Origin of the sequence: Kitasatospora sp. NBC_01287, from assembly GCF_026340565.1 — a bacterium.
In the GTDB taxonomy this organism is placed as follows: domain Bacteria; phylum Actinomycetota; class Actinomycetes; order Streptomycetales; family Streptomycetaceae; genus Kitasatospora.
The window spans coordinates 6,275,101-6,291,439 of record NZ_JAPEPB010000001.1 but is presented as its reverse complement, the minus strand read 5'-3'; the positions used below and the strand labels follow the sequence as shown (position 1 = coordinate 6,291,439).

Annotated in this window: 14 protein-coding genes, 4 tRNA genes and 1 pseudogene; 14 read left to right on the top strand and 5 right to left on the bottom strand. The window is 67.9% G+C overall.

The features are described 5' to 3' along the window. Window positions 1-300 precede the first annotated feature (300 nt). From OG455_RS27300 to OG455_RS27250, 11 genes and pseudogenes are all read left to right on the top strand, one after another. Window positions 301-373: transfer RNA gene (locus tag OG455_RS27300), tRNA-Gln, on the top strand. Between the two features lie 10 nt (window positions 374-383). Continuing rightward, a tRNA-Ser gene (locus tag OG455_RS27295) sits at window positions 384-468 on the top strand. Window positions 469-488: 20 nt separating this feature from the next. Further along, window positions 489-583: transfer RNA gene (locus OG455_RS27290), tRNA-Ser, on the top strand. A gap of 1 nt (window position 584) precedes the next feature. Continuing rightward, window positions 585-664: transfer RNA gene (locus OG455_RS27285), tRNA-Tyr, on the top strand. 81 nt (window positions 665-745) lie between these two features. Further along, window positions 746-1,300, top strand: a complete 555-nt coding sequence (locus tag OG455_RS27280) for a hypothetical protein (RefSeq protein WP_266298085.1) — start codon at window positions 746-748, stop codon at window positions 1,298-1,300. A gap of 531 nt (window positions 1,301-1,831) precedes the next feature. After that, window positions 1,832-2,245 (top strand): hypothetical protein, encoded by a 414-nt coding sequence (locus tag OG455_RS27275; RefSeq protein ID WP_266298083.1) that lies wholly within the window; start codon window positions 1,832-1,834, stop codon window positions 2,243-2,245. Between the two features lie 188 nt (window positions 2,246-2,433). Beyond that, window positions 2,434-2,574, top strand: a pseudogene (locus OG455_RS27270) (xanthine dehydrogenase); the annotation flags it as partial. A 199-nt stretch (window positions 2,575-2,773) separates the two neighbouring features. Continuing rightward, a complete protein-coding gene (locus OG455_RS27265; RefSeq protein ID WP_266298081.1) occupies window positions 2,774-3,697 on the top strand; it encodes a serine/threonine protein kinase in 924 nt (307 codons plus the stop codon). 47 nt (window positions 3,698-3,744) lie between these two features. Next, the gene (locus OG455_RS27260; protein ID WP_266298079.1) at window positions 3,745-4,320 is read left to right on the top strand and encodes an ABC-three component system middle component 2; all 576 of its coding nucleotides are present in this window, start codon (window positions 3,745-3,747) and stop codon (window positions 4,318-4,320) included. Further along, the gene (locus OG455_RS27255; protein WP_266298078.1) at window positions 4,317-6,341 is read left to right on the top strand and encodes a DNA recombination protein RecN; all 2,025 of its coding nucleotides are present in this window, start codon (window positions 4,317-4,319) and stop codon (window positions 6,339-6,341) included. Before OG455_RS27260 ends, OG455_RS27255 begins: the two co-directional genes overlap by 4 nt. Before the next feature lie 528 nt (window positions 6,342-6,869). Continuing rightward, window positions 6,870-7,433: a hypothetical protein gene (locus OG455_RS27250; RefSeq protein WP_266298076.1), complete on the top strand. Its 564-nt coding sequence runs from the start codon at window positions 6,870-6,872 to the stop codon at window positions 7,431-7,433. 59 nt (window positions 7,434-7,492) lie between these two features. Here the strand turns inward: OG455_RS27250 and OG455_RS27245 are convergent, their stop codons facing one another. Continuing rightward, on the bottom strand, window positions 7,493-9,010 hold the full coding sequence (locus OG455_RS27245; protein WP_266298074.1) for a terminase family protein: 1,518 nt from the start codon (window positions 9,008-9,010) through the stop codon (window positions 7,493-7,495). Between the two features lie 14 nt (window positions 9,011-9,024). After that, a complete protein-coding gene (locus tag OG455_RS27240) occupies window positions 9,025-9,570 on the bottom strand; it encodes a hypothetical protein (RefSeq protein WP_266298072.1) in 546 nt (181 codons plus the stop codon). Window positions 9,571-9,818: 248 nt separating this feature from the next. On the opposite strand from OG455_RS27240, the gene OG455_RS27235 reads away from it, so the two are divergent. Beyond that, window positions 9,819-10,772 (top strand): hypothetical protein, encoded by a 954-nt coding sequence (locus tag OG455_RS27235; protein WP_266298070.1) that lies wholly within the window; start codon window positions 9,819-9,821, stop codon window positions 10,770-10,772. Between the two features lie 309 nt (window positions 10,773-11,081). Further along, window positions 11,082-11,441 (top strand): hypothetical protein, encoded by a 360-nt coding sequence (locus OG455_RS27230; protein WP_266298068.1) that lies wholly within the window; start codon window positions 11,082-11,084, stop codon window positions 11,439-11,441. 159 nt (window positions 11,442-11,600) lie between these two features. On the opposite strand, the gene OG455_RS27225 is transcribed toward OG455_RS27230, so the two are convergent. Then, window positions 11,601-12,230 (bottom strand): hypothetical protein, encoded by a 630-nt coding sequence (locus OG455_RS27225; protein ID WP_266298066.1) that lies wholly within the window; start codon window positions 12,228-12,230, stop codon window positions 11,601-11,603. Between the two features lie 241 nt (window positions 12,231-12,471). On the opposite strand from OG455_RS27225, the gene OG455_RS27220 reads away from it, so the two are divergent. Beyond that, window positions 12,472-14,205: an IS1634 family transposase gene (locus OG455_RS27220; RefSeq protein ID WP_266298064.1), complete on the top strand. Its 1,734-nt coding sequence runs from the start codon at window positions 12,472-12,474 to the stop codon at window positions 14,203-14,205. Window positions 14,206-14,742: 537 nt separating this feature from the next. Here OG455_RS27220 and hemC read toward each other — a convergent pair. Then, entirely contained in the window at window positions 14,743-15,594 is an 852-nt protein-coding gene (hemC, locus tag OG455_RS27215; RefSeq protein WP_266298062.1) for a hydroxymethylbilane synthase, read from the bottom strand. A 225-nt stretch (window positions 15,595-15,819) separates the two neighbouring features. Further along, entirely contained in the window at window positions 15,820-16,332 is a 513-nt protein-coding gene (locus OG455_RS27210) for a hypothetical protein (RefSeq protein ID WP_266298060.1), read from the bottom strand. Window positions 16,333-16,339: the final 7 nt, after the last annotated feature.

The window sequence follows — 16,339 nt, the reverse complement described above, 5'->3', positions numbered from 1 at the left end:
ACAGGATCGAACGCGGAGCTGGGTTACCCCTATCGCAGGAGGTTCGCTCGTGACCTACCTCCCTCGGAAGTCCTTCAGATATTCGGTTGTCCAGCGGGCCGCCATGCCGCAGAGTTGCCACATCAGCCCGCACCACCGCAGAGAGGAACGCACGATGAGCAGCAGCCAGTCCTATCAGCGTTCCTCAAGCTCCCAGCAGAGCCAGGGATATCCCACTGGACGGTAGAACGGCTGAAGCGCCGGGCCGCCCACGGGGGGGATTTCCCCGTCCGGGTGGCCCTTCTTCATGCCGCTCAGCAGTGCCGGATGGTGCAACTGGCAGCACGCCTGACTCTGAATCAGGAGACTCGGGGTTCGAATCCTCGTCCGGCAGCGCAGCACCAGGAGAGTTGGCCGAGTGGTAAGGCAGCGGCTTGCTAAGCCGTAGTCGGGGTCACACCCGCGCGCGTTCGATCCGCGCACTCTCCGCGCAACACCCGCAGTTCACTGGAGGAGCCAGCCGACAGGTGGCGCCGGCCTCGGTCCCGAAAACCGTTGGGGTGCGCGAGCACCCGTGTGGGTTCGACCCCCACTTCCTCCGCCAAGGGCGAGCTGGGCACTGGAGGGCCCAAGGGTCTGTAACACCCCCGCTTCTGCTGTGACGGTTCAACTCCGTCCTCGCCCACCCGAACCGCCCCACCATCGGAGTGGCAGCCCCATCCGGCAGGCCATCAGGGATGACAGCGGCTCCAGTACGGTCAACGCCATGACCGAGACCTTCGCTTCTCCCTCCGACGTCGCCGAGGCGATCACCAAGCAAGCCGTGCAACTCCGCGTAGACGCGCACCGAGAGTCACATGCTGCCGCCGAGTTCGGCGGCAGCATCAACGGCCATGACATAGAGCACGAACGCAGCGCCATGCGAGACGATGCCCTCGTGGAATGCTTGGGCTACGTGCTGGGCACCACGGACGAGGGCGCCGCCGAGGACTACATCGCAGGTTGGGCAGCCAAGAATGGGATAGAACTGGGTGAGGCCGCAGTCCGCGTACGGGACATGCCGAACGCCAGCCAGCTGTCTCAGCAGCGTGCCCAGGGCCAGATCCTCGATGCCCTACGTGAGGCAGGCGCAGCTGGCCTGTCCAGGGAAGCGTTGTCCCCCCTCCTTGCCAAGCTCGGATGGCGTGGTGAGGACCAGTGGCTCAGGCAGTCGCTCAGTGCCGGCACCTTGATTAGGCGGCACCAGGGACGCAGCGACGTCTATCTGCACAGCGACTTCGCAGTTCTCCGCACCGAGGACGAAGCTGACACAACGTCATAATCTAGGCTCTGCCTCGGAGCCCCCGACTGCAGCTGCCCTCAGTGCAGAATTCCGGGTGTGCCCGTAGGTAGCTCCAGGGCTACCTACGGGCACACTTGCACGGATGCAGATCAGCGCCTCCCGTCGAGGCGACCGTCATCCAGGCTCCCGGCCAGGATGGACACCTGGTCGGGGTCACCCAGTTCGGTCAGGCCATGCAACGCGGCGTCCATCCGGTCCGGGGAGTCCATGCCGGCGAGTCAGGTCACCATCGGGCCAACCCTGGATCGAACCGGTTGGGACATGATGGGCTTGTATATTCAGCCACGACCAGGCATCAATGATCAACTCGCGCAGGCCCACATGCGCTGCCCTCCCAGACAACCGGGCCCCCGCGCCGCACAACAGCGTAGACGCCCGGCAGAGGGCCGTCCGCGGCAGCACCCGCGCCGCAACGCCGGATCTCCGCCTCTCACCACGGGCAGGCCGCCGGAGCTGACCGGACGATATCGGCCGATTGCCTGACAGCTGAGCCGCGAGTCCGGTATCCCTGTGCGCGTGACCGATATCGAGACCACCGAAGACGACCATCCCAGGTCAGCCACCGCAGCCGTGAGGGGCTTCGTCAAGAAGCACCAGAAGGTCATCGCCGGCGCGGTGACCGTGGTGACCGTCATAACAGCAGGCCTGCTGCTGCACGCCGGCGGCCAGCACGACGACGATGACGAGGAGTTCGACGCGCCGTCCCCCGGCTCCGACCCCGAGTCCGAACCCGACGGCCAGCAAGGCCAGCCGCGTTCCGCTCACCCGGTGAAGGGCCACCTGATGAGGATCAGCGGGCGACCCAGCGAGCGGGCTAGGGCGAACTACGCCGATGCGTACGCAGCGGGACTGGTCGAGTCGGAGGAGATCCCGCCTGGGCACACCTGGCGCGACGACTGCGAGCGAGGTTACGACGCGGCGTGAGGGTGGGCGTTGCCGGATCGGGTCAGGGGCTCATCCGGCAGCCACCAGCGAACGCGTACTCGCCCAGCTCCGCCCGCCTCTCGTTCGCGAGTTTGCCCCACTCCACCACGTACAGCACGTCGGTGACCTCCTGGCCCCGGGCCGCGGATCATGTCGCTGTGGACACGGCCGAGATCAGCGGACCTCCTAGTCGCATTGCGTCGCCCATCGGTCTCGGCCTGGAACGCGCACCCGAGGAGACGGCCAGGTCCATCGCTGCGGAAATCTTCGCCCACGCCAACGGGGCGAGTGGACTGCCACGGTCTCTGCATGCCAGCCCGATCCACCGTGCCACTGCCGGGATACTGCCAACCGCAAGCATCTTGATCGAGTGGCACTGTGACGCGTACGCTGACGGTCGTTACTGTGTGTGGCGCAGGGTAAACAGCCCGCTGAACGCGGTTCGCTCGGTTTGCCTGCGGGATGCGGGGGTGCAGGTTGGACAACTCCATGCCGGTGGCAGCTGGTGTTCCGCCCATCCATTTCGGAGTGCACGAACTGCGGACCGGAAGCGCGGACGGGGCGCGGGCCGACTTCGAGAAGATGCTCGCGCAGCTCGCGAGTGCTACCAACCCGAACGTCCGGATGATCGCCGCGAATCCGGGCGACTGGGGAATCGACGCTTTCGCCGGTGACCTCGGGGGCGCCATCACGGTCTGGCAGTCCAAGTACTTCATGCCGAAGACCACAACCAGCCAGTCTCAGCAGATTCGTGAGTCCCTCGCGAACGGGCTAAAAGCCGCGGCGGCCAACGGTCACACCATCACGCTCTGGATCCTGTGCATCCCTTCCAGCATGGACGGGCCGGCAGCCCATTGGTGGGATGGCTGGAAGAAGCGGCAGGAGAAGGCGCATGGCCTCGTTATCGAGCTGTGGGACGAGACCAAGCTAGTGAAGAAGCTGCTGAGCCCCGAAGGTGACCAGGTACGCCGCGCTTACTTCGAACCCTTCACGGCGCCCGCCGCCCCCGCTCAGGAGCAGATACGCCTCGTACTGGACGTGGAGGAGGACAAGGCGGCGGCGCTCGACTCGGCTCTGTTCGTGCGCCAGATGACCGAAGCGGGCCACGTCGAACTGGACTCGGCGAAACGACAGTTCTTCAACGCCGACCTAGTGGCGCGCGAAGTCGCGCACAAGGGCGTGCCAGCTGAGGTTGCCGCACTGAGTTCTGCTGACGCCACCCTTCACGGGGTGTGGGAGATGCAGTTCAACGAGTGTTCGGCCGAGGGCACCCTCGCTGCTCTGCACGGCCGGGTATGGCGCGAGGTGCGCGGCGAACACGACAGACTACCCAAGGTGCTGCGTCTGGAGCTGACGCACAGCTGGGGTCTGGTTCACCGGCTGGTCGACAACCGGCGGGCCGGGTGGGTCACGCACTGGCGGCAGATCGCCAGCGGTCATGCCGACGACTGAGGTTCCGCGTCCGTCTGTACCGCTCGACCACTGATGAGGAGCATGCCGTGCAAGCAGACCGGCCGGTTGTGATGCCCGAGGACGAGGTACCTTTCCGTCTCGCTCAACTGCTGTTGCTCCTTGACGCCGTCGCCGCGCAGGACGCGAACGGGGCGACCCTGGAACGCATCGGGTATTACGACTTCCTGTCCGCGAACCCTTTTCTCGTAGTCCCCTCCGAGGGCCGGGACGCGAGCCTCCTCCGGCTGGCTGGGTTCGACCCTCAGGTCCTTTCCTACGCGTCCTCTTCACAGCGATTCACGAGCCGGCGAGAGCGGATCCAGCACGACTTGGCGCTCCTAGTGGCCTATGGGTGCTGCCAGGTCCGAAACCGCACCGGCTCCCTCACCTATTCGATCACAGAGGCCGGTCAGCACCTCGGCAGGCAGTTCACCGCCACCTACGCCACGTCCTTTGCTACCGCCGCCGACATCGTCATCCGCCAACTCCGCAAACTCAGCGACAAAAGGCTGCGCGACCAGACCGCACAGTGGCTCAGACCGGACGGACCCGGAGGACCCGCGGCAGCCCTCATGAGCGTCCTGGGGCCAGGCCCATTGCTGGAAACGTCCTGGGAGGGATGATCGCCATGGAACCGCTTCCCGGCATCCGGATCCGCCATCTGCGCCTGGTCGGCATGGAGCGGTCGTACGACGTGGATTTCACCGCTGAACAGCGGGTACGGAACCTCTCCGTCATCGCCGGGGCATTTAGCTCCGGCAAAACAGCAGTCCTGGAGTTCATCGCCTACGGGCTCGGCTCGAAACGGCACCCCCGCCACCAAGAGGTGCTGCGAAGGGTCCGTTCATGCCTCCTGGAGGTCGAGCTCTCGGGCGAGCCGTACGTGATCGAGCGTTCGGTCGGAGAGCCCTCGAAGGTCGCCTTCGTGCGCCGCGGAACGCTCGACGGTAGGCCCACGTCCAGGGCCGAGAGAAGGCCCATCGACCCGCCCGGGGCACCGGAAAGCCTGTCTTCCCTTCTCCTGAGTCACTGCAAGCTCGAAGGCGTCCAACTGCGCGAAGCGCCCACCAACAGCGAATCCCGAACGGACCCACTCAGCTTCCGCGACTTGATGTGGCTCGCCTTTCTGCCCAACGAACGCGTCGCGGACAAGAACTTCCTGTTCGAAAACGATTACATGCGCAAGCACAAACTGCGGCAAGTCGTCGACGTCGCCTTCGGAGTCCACGACGACCGCGCCGTCGAACTCGGCCAGCGCATTCAGGAACTCAGCGGCCGACTCAACCGCGCCAAAGCCGAACTCGAGTCAGCCCGTGCCTTCGTCGTGGAGCAGACTCCCACCGCACTGGACGGTGAACCCACACTTGCCGTCCACGAACAGGAGCTGGCTGACATCACGAGCCAGCTCACGGAGTTGGACCGCCGGGCGCAGGCAGGAACGAAATTCGCGGCCCAGCTGCGCCACCAGCACAAAGAGGCGGCCCAGGCTTCTTGCCGGGCGGCAGCGGTCCTGCGAGACTGCGAGACACAGATCCAGCGGCTGATGCCACTCCGCGCACAGTACGCCGACGATCTCCTCAAGCTCGGCATGCTCGGCGAGGCACAGCAGATTTTCGACCCCCTGCGCGTCACCACCTGCCCCGCCTGCCTGAACCGGCTGTCGACTCCCCCCAACGCCGACAACGGACGCTGCAGTCTCTGCCGCCACGAACTGACAGCAGCGGAAGGGACTTTGGTCCTGGGTGCTGCCGACGCTGGCAGCCAGGCCGGGGACAATCGGGTGGACGTCGCGGCCGAGACCCGGTCCACCAAGGCCCGCCTCAAGGAGATCACCACCTACATCGATGAGCTCGGCGCCTCGCTCGCCGCACTCAAACTCCGGGCGGAAGAGGCTTCCGTCCGGGAAGAGGAAGCCGCCTCCGCGCTGGACACCGCGACGTCGCCCTCCGTCTCACCGTTCCTCGCCGCCCGCGACGACCTCCACCGAAGGCGCGAACAGGTCCTGCGCCAACTCGAACAGGCCGAGAGCGTGATCAAACTCCGCGAAGGACTTGCCAAACGGGCCGACGTCGTGGAGCGCCACGAGATCCAGATCGCCCGTCTCCGCGAGGAGCTCGCACGACTCGGAGATGCCTCCCTCGACCGCGATCGGGTCATCGCCAAGATCAGCGGCCGATACGGCGAGCTCCTGCGAGCCTGGCGCTACCCCAAGGTCAGTATGCCCTTCATCAAGACCGACCTCACCCCCTTCGTACGCGGTGAGCCGTACCAGGAAGCCTCCTCCGGCGCCCGCACCCTGCTCACCCTGGCCTGGCAGCTGGCCGTCTTCGAAATCGCCGTCGAAGCAGGGGCAGCACACCCGGGATTCCTCATGATCGACAGCCCCCAGAAGAACCTCGGCCACGGCGGCACCCTTGATGCCGTGATCGCGGACGCCGTCGCCATCGACGACTTCTACCACCACCTCTCCCTCTGGCTCGCAGAGCGCGGTAGCCGAGCGCAGCTCATCGTCGCCGACAACAGCCCGCCACCGCTGGCGGAAAGCAGCGTGGTGGTGCGCTACAGCCGCAACGAGGACCGTCCACCGTACGGGCTGATCGAGGACGAAACCAGTGCGGATGAAGAGGCAAAAGTCGACGCGTGAAATGCCCTCCCAACCACCGGGCCTTACCTCGGTAGCAGGCTGACCAGGTGCTGAAGCGGGGGCTCGACTCTGACGTCAGTTCGACAGCCCCGTGTCGGTCAGCATCAGCGGCTGCCGAGGCTCGGACGGGTGGGCAGACCACGGCGCGGTAGAGGGCGGCGGAGGCGAGAACTGATGTCAGCTCCCAGATCGAGCACTGGTTGACATCCAACGTAGTTGGCCCAGGTCAACAGACTGCACACAACTAGCTTTGCCATCAAAGGACAGCGAGCAAAGTCCATCTCTTATGATCCCAGCACGTGGCCAGCGCATGTGCCACAGGTGGGCTGGGTGCCCGCCCCGCGCACCGGACCGAGCTGTGCAGCGACCAGCAGGCGGACACCAGGGCAGCGGGCAGGCAGTCCTTTGGGCCGTGCCATTGCAGCCGACCAGCCTGACACAAGCCGACAGCACCCACCCACTGGGCTGCTCCACACAGGTGACCTTCCCGTGCCCTAACGGCATCGTGCAGGGCACAGAGGCTCTACGGTGCGCGATCGTCTGGGCATGAGAGAACCGCGAACGACGCCCGAGCCGATCCGGCTGATGCTGCTCCACACCTTGATGGAAGTCCTGCAGAGCCTGCACGAAGTGGCCTCGAACAGTCGGACGGAGTCGCATGATTGGCGCCGGATGCCGGCCTACCGGCTCGGCGATGCGGCGGACCAGCTGAACCTCGCAGCCAATGTGCACGCCGCCTACATGCTGGAGACCGGCACTCCGGAGTCCGATGTCCGCTCCTACCTGCAACTGACGTATCAGAAGCAGCGGACCGTCGACTCGCCAGGGGCCCGGGAATACCTGGACGGCTTGCTCGGCCGTCCCGGCCCCCGAACTCCAATGAGCGCCGTTGCCCGCCTCGTTGATCAGGAGCCGGATCCGACTGCTCCCGATTTCTACGGCGACGTCGAGGCGGTGCTCTACGGGCTTCGCTACGCCCACTCGGATGACGACCCGGAGAGTAACTTCGGGTGGCTGCCGGAGTCGGTCGGTCGTAGGGCCCGGCGGATCGCGGAAGTTCTCTCTGAGGAGTACCAGCCCCAGAATGCCTGACCGCCACATACCGCCCGCCGCGGGGGCCAGCCGTCTCCGGACCTGAAGGCCCCGGCGACCTAACGGCGGCCAGCGAGCCGGCCGTCCAGCGTCCCGCCCGCCAGCGCGGCCAGCTGGTCCGGGTCCGCGAGTTCGGTCAGCCCGTGCACCGCGGCATCCATCCGGTCCGGGCTGTCCATCGTCGCCACCCACGTGACCATCTGCCCCTCCAACTCGGCGAAGTGCCCGACGTGGTGGACGCGACCCTGCTCGTACAGCTGCGCCACCGGCTCGGCCCGCAACCGCTTGCCGACCTTCGCGGTCACCTCCAACAGCATCGGCATCAGCACGCCGCGAGTCTTGCCCTCCCGCGCCAGCTGCTCCCACGCCTGCCGAACGATCTGCTTGGCCATCGCCCCGCCGTAGTTGCTCTCCACCACGATGGCGTCGGCCTGCAGATCGAGGGCGAGTTGGCACGCCCGCAGGCCCCATTCGTTGGGGCCGAGGGTGCCGGACTCGTCAGCGAGGACGTACAGGTGCTCGTCGAACCCTGCGGCCAAGCCAACGATCCCGGTCTCGTCGTTGACCTCGGAATCACCGCCCGACGGATCCACCGCGACGACGATCCTGGCCATCTCCAGGCCGCCGAACTGCACCGGCGTGACCCGGGCGGTGTCGATCCAGTCGCGCTTCCACACCCCGCCTTCCTGCGGCCTCGGCTTCTGCTGGAACAGGCTCCACCACACCCGCTCCCCGACCGAACGGCGGATCGCCGCAAGGGCCTTGCGGCCGTAGCGGGCAGGCCACAGCGGCTCGCCGACCTTCCGGCCGAGCGCGTCGTTCTCGCTGTCGGCGATGGCCGGCAGGTCGATGATGATCCAGTCGGAGGCTGTCTCCCCGGCAAGGATGCGGCCAGCGAGATCGTCTTCGTCCCAGCGCGTTTGGATGACGATGACGCTGCCGCCCGGCTCAATGCGGGTCAGGAGGACGGCCTGCCACCATTCCCACAACCGGCGCCTCATCGTGGGTGATTGGGCGTCCGCAGCGTCCTTGATCGGATCGTCGATGATCGCGAGATGAGCCCCTTTACCGGTGAGGCCACCGCCGACACCGGCCGCGAACAGGCCCCCCTCCCTCGACAAGATGTCGAACCGGTTCGCGGCCTTGCTGCCCGGGTGGAGGTGCAGGCCGAGCTGTTCGCCCCACGTGGTGATGGCGTCCCTGATCCACCGGCCGTGGTCGTCGGCCAGATCGGAGGAGTAGGAGGCGATCATCACCCGGTGGTCCGGGCGCTGGAGCAGGTACCACAGCGGCGCCCACCGCGCTGCCCGCCGGCTCTTGCCGTGCCGCGGCGGCATCGTCAGCAGCAGACGGATCGTTTCTCCTGCCGCGATCCTGCGGAACGCCTGGTCAATCAGGTCCAGATGGGCGGCCTGCATCTCCCGGCCATCGGTGAGCAGCGCGGCCAGCGATCCGGGCGAATGCCGCATCGCGATGTCCCGCTCCGCCTCGGCGAGTTGGTTCCGCAGTTTCGGCGACGCCCGCTCGGCGATCTCCCGGCGCCGGTCAGCGGGCAGCTGCCGGTACTGCTCGACCAAGCCCGCCTGCCCGCTCACTCCCGGCCTCCGGCGCCAGCCGGGTCGGTGATCGCGATCAGCGCCGCCAGCTCGTCGGCGGTGGTGTCAACCTCGATCGGCCCGCCGTCCTGGCCGGTGATCTCCACGCGCGGCGGCAGGCTGATTCCCCTCAGCCTGTCCTGGCGCTCCATGATGCGCAGGGCGCGGTCGATCGCCGGCAGCTCGCCATCGCGCACCGCCTTGCGGTACGCCACCATGAACAGCCGATCGAGGCGTGCCTCGTGAAGTGCCCGCAGCTCCTCGATGTCATCCTGCGACGCGGTGATCCGGTACTCCAGGGCCTGCGCCACATCCCGGTTCACCGAGCGGACAAGGGTCTCGTCATCCGGGCTGGGGCGGCCCCTGGAGTACAGCTCGTGGCCGTACCCGCACGGGTACGCGACCCGGTCGGTGTTGACAGTCGGGTCAGCGGCCAGCTTGCGGCCGACGGCAAGCGGGTCGGCGCCCGCGAGGCGCAGTTCGACGGCGTCGGCTCGCCGCCGGGCGATGGCGGCGCGCTGAGCCTTGGTCGGGCGAGGCATGGGCGCTGGTCCTTCGTGGTGCGCCCCCGCGCCACCACCCATGATCCCCTACGGGCGCGCGAGGCCCCCAAGGCGATCGGATACCAATCCCATGTGATGCAGGTCATGAGCTGGCCACCGGGAATAAGTACTGCCTCACTGGCGTTCTCACCACTCCCAGATCAGCCAGGTAGGTCCAAGAGGAGCCAGTTTTAGCTCTTGTTGCCGCTAAACGAGAAATAGGATAGGTTCACACCATGGAGGTGACGATGACGACGAACAGCCTGGAGCCTGGCGCCGAGCTGACCCGCAAGCAGATCCACGAGATCTTCGGCGGACGACGACAGGGCGCGATCTCACCCACCAGGAACAACGGCATCTTCGCCTTCCTCAACCCCCGGCGCGACAACAACTTCGACCCCAACCTGCTCGTCAACGGGCAGGACGGCGAAGGCGTCCTGCACCTGCTCGGCGAGGGCAACGAAGGCGACCAGCAGTTCACCCAGTCCAACAAGGCCCTCCTGGAGCACAAGCAAACCGGGCGCCCAGTCCACATCTTCGAGGCCAATCTCTCCCTGCTCGCCGGCGCGACCGCCGAGTATCACTACCGGTACATCGGCCGCTTCGAGATCGACGACACTAAGCCCTACTACCTGGTCGACTCCCCCGACATTCGCGGCCAGTCCCGGCGAGTGATCGTCTTTCGGCTGCACCCGCAGCCCGGGAGCCTCCAGCTCATGGGCGAGCTGTCCGACACAGCGCCCAGCTCCAAGACGGACGTCCGCCCCCGCCCTCTCCCACTGGAATCCGTAGACGCCGCCGCCAAGCGCGTGCGCCGCCCGAGCGCCACCGTCGCCCGGGAATCAACAACCCGGCGCGAGGCTGCCCTGACCGCAGGTTTCGCCGCCTACCTCAACAGCCTCGGCCACACCACGACACGCCTCCAGCTGACCAGCCCCGATGGCACCAGCACTGTCGCACCGGACCTGGTGGACGTCACCACCGGCACCATGTACGAGGTCAAGTCCTCCGCCTCCCGGGAAGCCGTCCGCTTCGCGATCGGCTACCTCTTCGACATGCGTCGACGTCCAGGCGCACCGGGCAATCTCGGGATGCTCCTGCCAGCCGATCCCTTGTCCGACCTGCGCGACCTATGCGCCGGACTCGGCATCGAGGTTGTCTGGCCCAACCCGGACGGCACCTTCACCTCGACCAAGAGCTGAGGCCAGGGGTTCCCGCCCCCGGCCTCAGTCAACTCTGGCCACCCGTAGGTTTCTCAGGCGCTGCGGGCCGGCCTGTTCACCGCCATTCCCATGAACAGGAGCACCCCCAGTATGTCCGACCACTCCCGGCTGCGGAAACCGCAGGCCGCCGGATGTTAGAGGCGACTCTCCCGCCCCCGTTTGTGCCCAGGCCAAGACCGGCCTGGGCGCCCGACCGATGCGCCGCGGCGCATCGACCTGCCGGCTGCGGGCCGGACGCCGTCAAATCACCGCCATCGGGGCGGAATCTCTCCACACTGGGGGCCTGAAGTGCACCATCTCCTGCAGCAGCTGTCCGACGAGGTCACCGTGAAGGTGCTCGTGTTCGCCCTGAGCGCCCTCGCCGACCTGATCCGGCAGGCCCGAGACCAGCGGTCGTCGAACCGGACAGGCCGGCAGCGGCCTGCCGACGAGCGGCCCTGGCTGGAGCAGCGCCCAGCCCGGCCCACGAAGGCGGCCCCGCGCCCGGGGCGGCTCCGGCACCGGGGCCGTGCCGGTGAACTGCACCGGGTGAAGACCCGCTTCACCCTCCGGGCGGCACAGCCCGCCCCGGTGGTCCCCGCACGGGCGCTCCCGGCACCGCGGCGCACGATCGAGCACAAGACCCGGCCGGGCAACCGGCGGTCCTGACCGCTACAAGGGGCTGATCGGCACCGGCCGGTCAGCCCCGCCAACCGGGCAGGGGCCGACAGGCAAGCCCGTCTGCCTCCCGGGGTCTCCGCGTCAGTGTGCAGATACACGCTCGCCGCATGGCCCCGGTTCGTTCCTTCGGGGCAACATGCCAACTCCCTAGTACCTGATGTGGTCCGGATCCCGGGGGCGGGCGGCAGCGCGCTTCTCCTCCGCTATCCGCTGTTGGTCCCTGTGCAGGGCGTCCGCGCGAGCCTCGGGAGTGACGCCCGCGCCCAGGGTAATCGCCGCTGTGCCAGTGACCGGGGTGAGGGAGTACCGGACGGGAGGACTGCTCGACCGTGTCGGCAGGTGCAAGCGAGCGACACCAGCCGGGAGTTCGGCACGCAGACCTCCGTGCCAGCGGATCCACAGCGCCGGGTGCCCACGAAGGGCCTCATCGCGCAGCTTGTCCACTGCGGTGCTGTCGTCCGTGCGGTCGATCTCCACTGCGACCGGCGGGCCGTCCTTGCGAACCAGGCGCAGATCCAGGTAGGCGGACCAGGGCGGCTCCCATGAGATGCGGCAGCCCCCGCGCCGCTCGCGCGGCGGGTCGATATAGCGCATCGGCGCCTCCCCCCTGGGCCTCCAGTCTGACGCGACCGCCCACTCCGCTACCGTGAGGGTGATGCGCCGGGTTGCCTGCGCGCCGGTCAGGCTGCTGAAGCCGAAGCGGGTCTCAGACAGGTACATGCGTAAGGCAGTGGCGAGGATCTCGGACTCGCCAGCCGCCGTCGGTTCGAGGACCATCCGCTGATTCTCCATCCGCACAGTGACAACGGACGGACATAGCTGCCCAGCAGCGGGAACGCGGCTACCCCGGCGCTGGTGACCCTGCGTTCCGCAGTTGATGGCGGGTTCGTGGCACGGATGAGAGCGTTGTTGCAGGTCACGTGCTTCCGTCCTGGTGGAACAGCCAGAATCGACTAGTAACACGTTTCGCCTGACTACTGCGTGTTGACCTGCAGTGATGCTGTTAAGGTCTGGAACCATGTACGTACGGGCGACCACGCGGAAGAACAAGGACGGCTCGACCGTGCGCTACCTCCAGCTGGCGCACAACGAGTGGGACGCCTCCACAGGCACCTCCCGCCCGCAGGTGCTGCACAGCTTCGGCCGAGAGGACCAGCTGGACCGCGCCGCCATCGAGCGTCTGGTCGCCTCGCTCGCCAAGCTCCTCGACCCGGCCGCCGCCCTGCGGGCCACCTCCGGCTCGGACCTGACGTTCCTGGCGTCGCGGCCGATGGGCGGCGCCCACGCCCTGAACGGCCTGTGGCACCGCATCGGCATCGACACCGTCATGAAGAAGCTCCTGAAGGGCCGCCGCCTGGACCCCGCCGCCGAGCGGGTGCTGTTCGCCCTGGTCGCCAACCGCGCGCTCGCCCCCAGCTCCAAACTCGCCGCCACCCGCTGGATCGAACACGACAGCCACATCCCCGGACTGCCCTCCACCAGCGACGACGCCTGCTACCGGGCGATGGACTGGCTCCTGAAGATCGAGGACAAGCTCGCCGAAGAGGTCTACTGGCAGGTCGCGGACCTGCTCAACCTCGAAGTCGACCTACTGTTCTTCGACACCACCAGCACCTACTTCGAGACCGGCGAACCCGACACCCCCGTCGCCCGCGACGACCACGGCCGCCGCCTCGACCAACACCTGGACCAGGAAACGGAGTCGGACGAAAGCGCAGACGAGGGCAACGAGAAGTCGTTCCGCGCGTACGGGAAGAGCAAGGACCACCGCCCGGACCTGCCGCAGGTCGTCATCGGCATGGCCGTCACCCGCACCGGCATCCCGATCCGCGTCTGGAGCTGGCCGGGGAACACCGGCGACCAGGCCCTGATCCGCCAGGTCCGCGAAGACCTGCGCGAGTGGAAGCTGACCCGGGTCGTGTGGGTCGCGGACCGCGGTTTCGCCTCCGAGGCCAACCGCCGCTTCCTGCAGCGCGCCGGCGGCCACTACATCCTCGGCGAGAAGATCCGCTCCGGCTCGCCCGCCGCCCAGGCCGCCCTGTCCCGCCAGGGACGCTACGCGCACGTCACCGACAAAATGCAGGTCAAGCAGGTCCAACTCCCCGACACCGCCGACCGGTTCGTGATCTGCCACAACCCCGACCAGGCCAAGCGCGACGCCGCGATCCGCGCCGACCTGCTCGCCCAGCTCGAGGAGGCGATCAAGGGCTCCGACAAGCTCAAGCCGCTCAAGCGCGCCGAACTGCGCGGGAAGCTGTCCACCAAGCCCGGCCTGCACCGCTTCCTTCGCACCACCCCCGGCGGGCTGCTGCGGATCGACAAGGCCGCGATCAAGGCCGAGGAACGCCTGGACGGCAAGTTCCTCCTGCGGTGCAGTGACCCGCACCTGTCCGCCGAGGACATCGCGACCGGCTACAAGCAGTTGCTGGAAGTCGAGCGCGGATGGCGCGACATGAAGACGATCATCGATCTGCGGCCCGTCTACCACCGCAAGGAAGACCGGATACGCGCCCATGTCCTGCTCTGCTGGCTGGCGTTGCTGCTGATCCGCATCGCCGAGACCACCTGCGACGACACCTGGCTGAACCTGCGCGAGGAACTCGAACGCATCCACGTCGGCACCTTCTCCGGCCCCGCCGGGACCTTCCGCCAGCGCACCGAGACCAGCCCCGCCCAGCGCGCCATCCTCGCCAAGCTCGGCGTCACCGAGCCCAAGCGCATCATCACCCTGGAACCCGGCACACCCGCCTGACCAGCACCAACACCCCCGCCTAGACACACGCCGCCCCGGCGTGCGATCACGCATATCCGCAGGTCAACCCACATATTCGTGGACTAGAACGACACCTCAGCTGCGGAACTCAGGGTGACGCAGGCAGCTTGGCGGGACCGTCTTCGGTCGGTAGCCCTGCGGTCAGCGCGTTGATCAGGTCTGACTGCTGAACGACGGCAGCGCGCGGCCTTCACGGTCACAGCCCCAGCAGGCCACCGAGCAGCTCACCGATCAGCCGGGCCACGATCCTGGCTGTGCCCGGAACCCAACCGCTGCGCGTCCTCGAGCGCCGCATCGGTGACGGCACTGGGTGACGGAGTCGGGGCCGACCCGTTCGACGGACTGTGCGACTGCGCGCCATGGCCTTCACCGTGTTCCTTCCGCTGGGTCCGCCCCGGCGGCGGCACCTGGCAGGACTGTGCACTCAGCGCACGGCAGCGACGGGAAATCCACTGCCGCCTGTGGAAAAACCCGGCCCTGTGGAAAACGGCGCTCACCCGTTTGCCGAGCTGCGATTCAGCCGACGGCGACCGAGGGCCTGACCTGCCTCAGGATGTCCTCCGCACCGCGGTCCAGCAGCTCCGCCGCCACTCGGCGGCCCAGATGCTCCGGCTGTCCTACCGGGCCCGTCACCGTCGCGGTGATCTGCCGGGAGCCGTCCAGCGTGGTCACCTGCCCGAGCAGCGTCAGCACCCCGGTGCCGGGCGTGGTGGCCCAGGCCCCTACCGGCACCGAGCAGCCACCGTGCAGCTCGGCGAGCATCGCCCGCTCGGCTCGCACCTGCGCCCAGGTGTCAGCGCAGCCGGTGCCGGCCAGCAGGTCCCGGATCTCGGTGTGCTCCTCCCTGATCTGGATGCCGAGCGCGCCTTGCCCAGCGGACGGTGGGAACGCCTCCAGCGGCAGCAACTGGCTGATCGCGTCGTCCAGGTCGAGCCGCCGCAGCCCTGCGGCGGCCAACAGCACCGCGTCCAGGGTGCCGCCCCTGGCCTTGGCCTTGGCCAGGCGCGGCGGCACGTTGCCCCGGATCGGAACGGGCGTCAGGTCTGGTCGCACTGCGAGGAGCTGGGCGATCCTGCGCGCTGCTCCGGTGCCGACCGTCGCCCCCTCGGGTAGGTCGGCGAGTGTGCTGCCGCAGAGCGCGTCGCTGACGTCCTCCCGCGCCGGCGGGGCGAGCAGCACGAGGCCAGGCGGGTTGGCTGTCGGCAGGTCTTTCAGGGAGTGGACGACGAGGTCGACGTCACCGGCCAGTAGCGCCGTCTCCTGGTTGGTGGAGAACGCCGACCCGCCCGACCTCTGCGACACGGACGCCAGCGCCGATCGGCGGTCCTTGTCGCCGCCCTCCAGCAGCGGCCGGTGCACGAACCTCACTTCGGGTTCTTCTCGCGCATCGGTGCCGGGAAGAGCCGGACCTGCTTCACCGCCAGCGCCGACGCCCGCGACCCGACCTTGAACACGACCATCGCCAACTCCGCACCGTGGACAGCAGATAGACAAGGTTACGCCTGGCGTGCACGTCGTTTTCCAGACAAGGTGTCGGCACCAGCAACGGCCAAGGGCGCGCCGGCGACCGGCGGGCCGGACCGGCGGGGTCGGTCACCCTTGCTCGTGGTGCCGCGGGTAGCCGGTGCTCTCGTGCACCACCTCGGGGTCGATACCGAGCGCGTCCGCGACCTGCTGAAGCGGCAAGCCCTGCCGCAGCGCCACCGCCAGCAGCTCGTGGATCGCCTGCCCCGCGACCTGGCTAACCCGGGCCGCAGCTCGCAGCCCCTCCAGGGGAGTTACCTCAGCGAACGGCAGGTTGTGCAGGAAGTCCCCGAACTGACCGAGGAGTTCTCGCCCGATCCGCTCGCTGGCCGGTTCCTCGCCCAGTGCGCACAGAGGCAGCATGTGGTCGGTACGCCAGATCTCCTCAGCCCGGACCTGCCCGTCCGGCAGGGCCGGGCAGTCCACTACTGCACGCCAGCCACAGTTGCACCTCGCGCGGACCGCCACCACGCCGGCGACCGGGAACTGGCCGGTGGCCTCGACCCCGCCGGGTAGCACCCCGACCGCCGAGCCGATGTGCCGGTCCAGCCCGGCCGGGGCACCCTCGACCTTCCACCACATGCTGCTG

Bases quoted from the DNA above. Each gene is read 5' to 3' on its own strand.
- OG455_RS27280 (WP_266298085.1), top strand. From the start codon at position 746: ATGACCGAGACCTTCGCTTCTCCCTCCGACGTCGCCGAGGCGATCACC.
- OG455_RS27255 (WP_266298078.1), top strand. From the start codon at position 4,317: ATGATCGCCATGGAACCGCTTCCCGGCATCCGGATCCGCCATCTGCGC.
- OG455_RS27240 (WP_266298072.1), bottom strand. From the start codon at position 9,570: ATGCCTCGCCCGACCAAGGCTCAGCGCGCCGCCATCGCCCGGCGGCGA.
- OG455_RS27235 (WP_266298070.1), top strand. From the start codon at position 9,819: ATGACGACGAACAGCCTGGAGCCTGGCGCCGAGCTGACCCGCAAGCAG.
- OG455_RS27225 (WP_266298066.1), bottom strand. From the start codon at position 12,230: ATGGTCCTCGAACCGACGGCGGCTGGCGAGTCCGAGATCCTCGCCACT.
- OG455_RS27220 (WP_266298064.1), top strand. From the start codon at position 12,472: ATGTACGTACGGGCGACCACGCGGAAGAACAAGGACGGCTCGACCGTG.
- OG455_RS27210 (WP_266298060.1), bottom strand. From the start codon at position 16,332: ATGTGGTGGAAGGTCGAGGGTGCCCCGGCCGGGCTGGACCGGCACATC.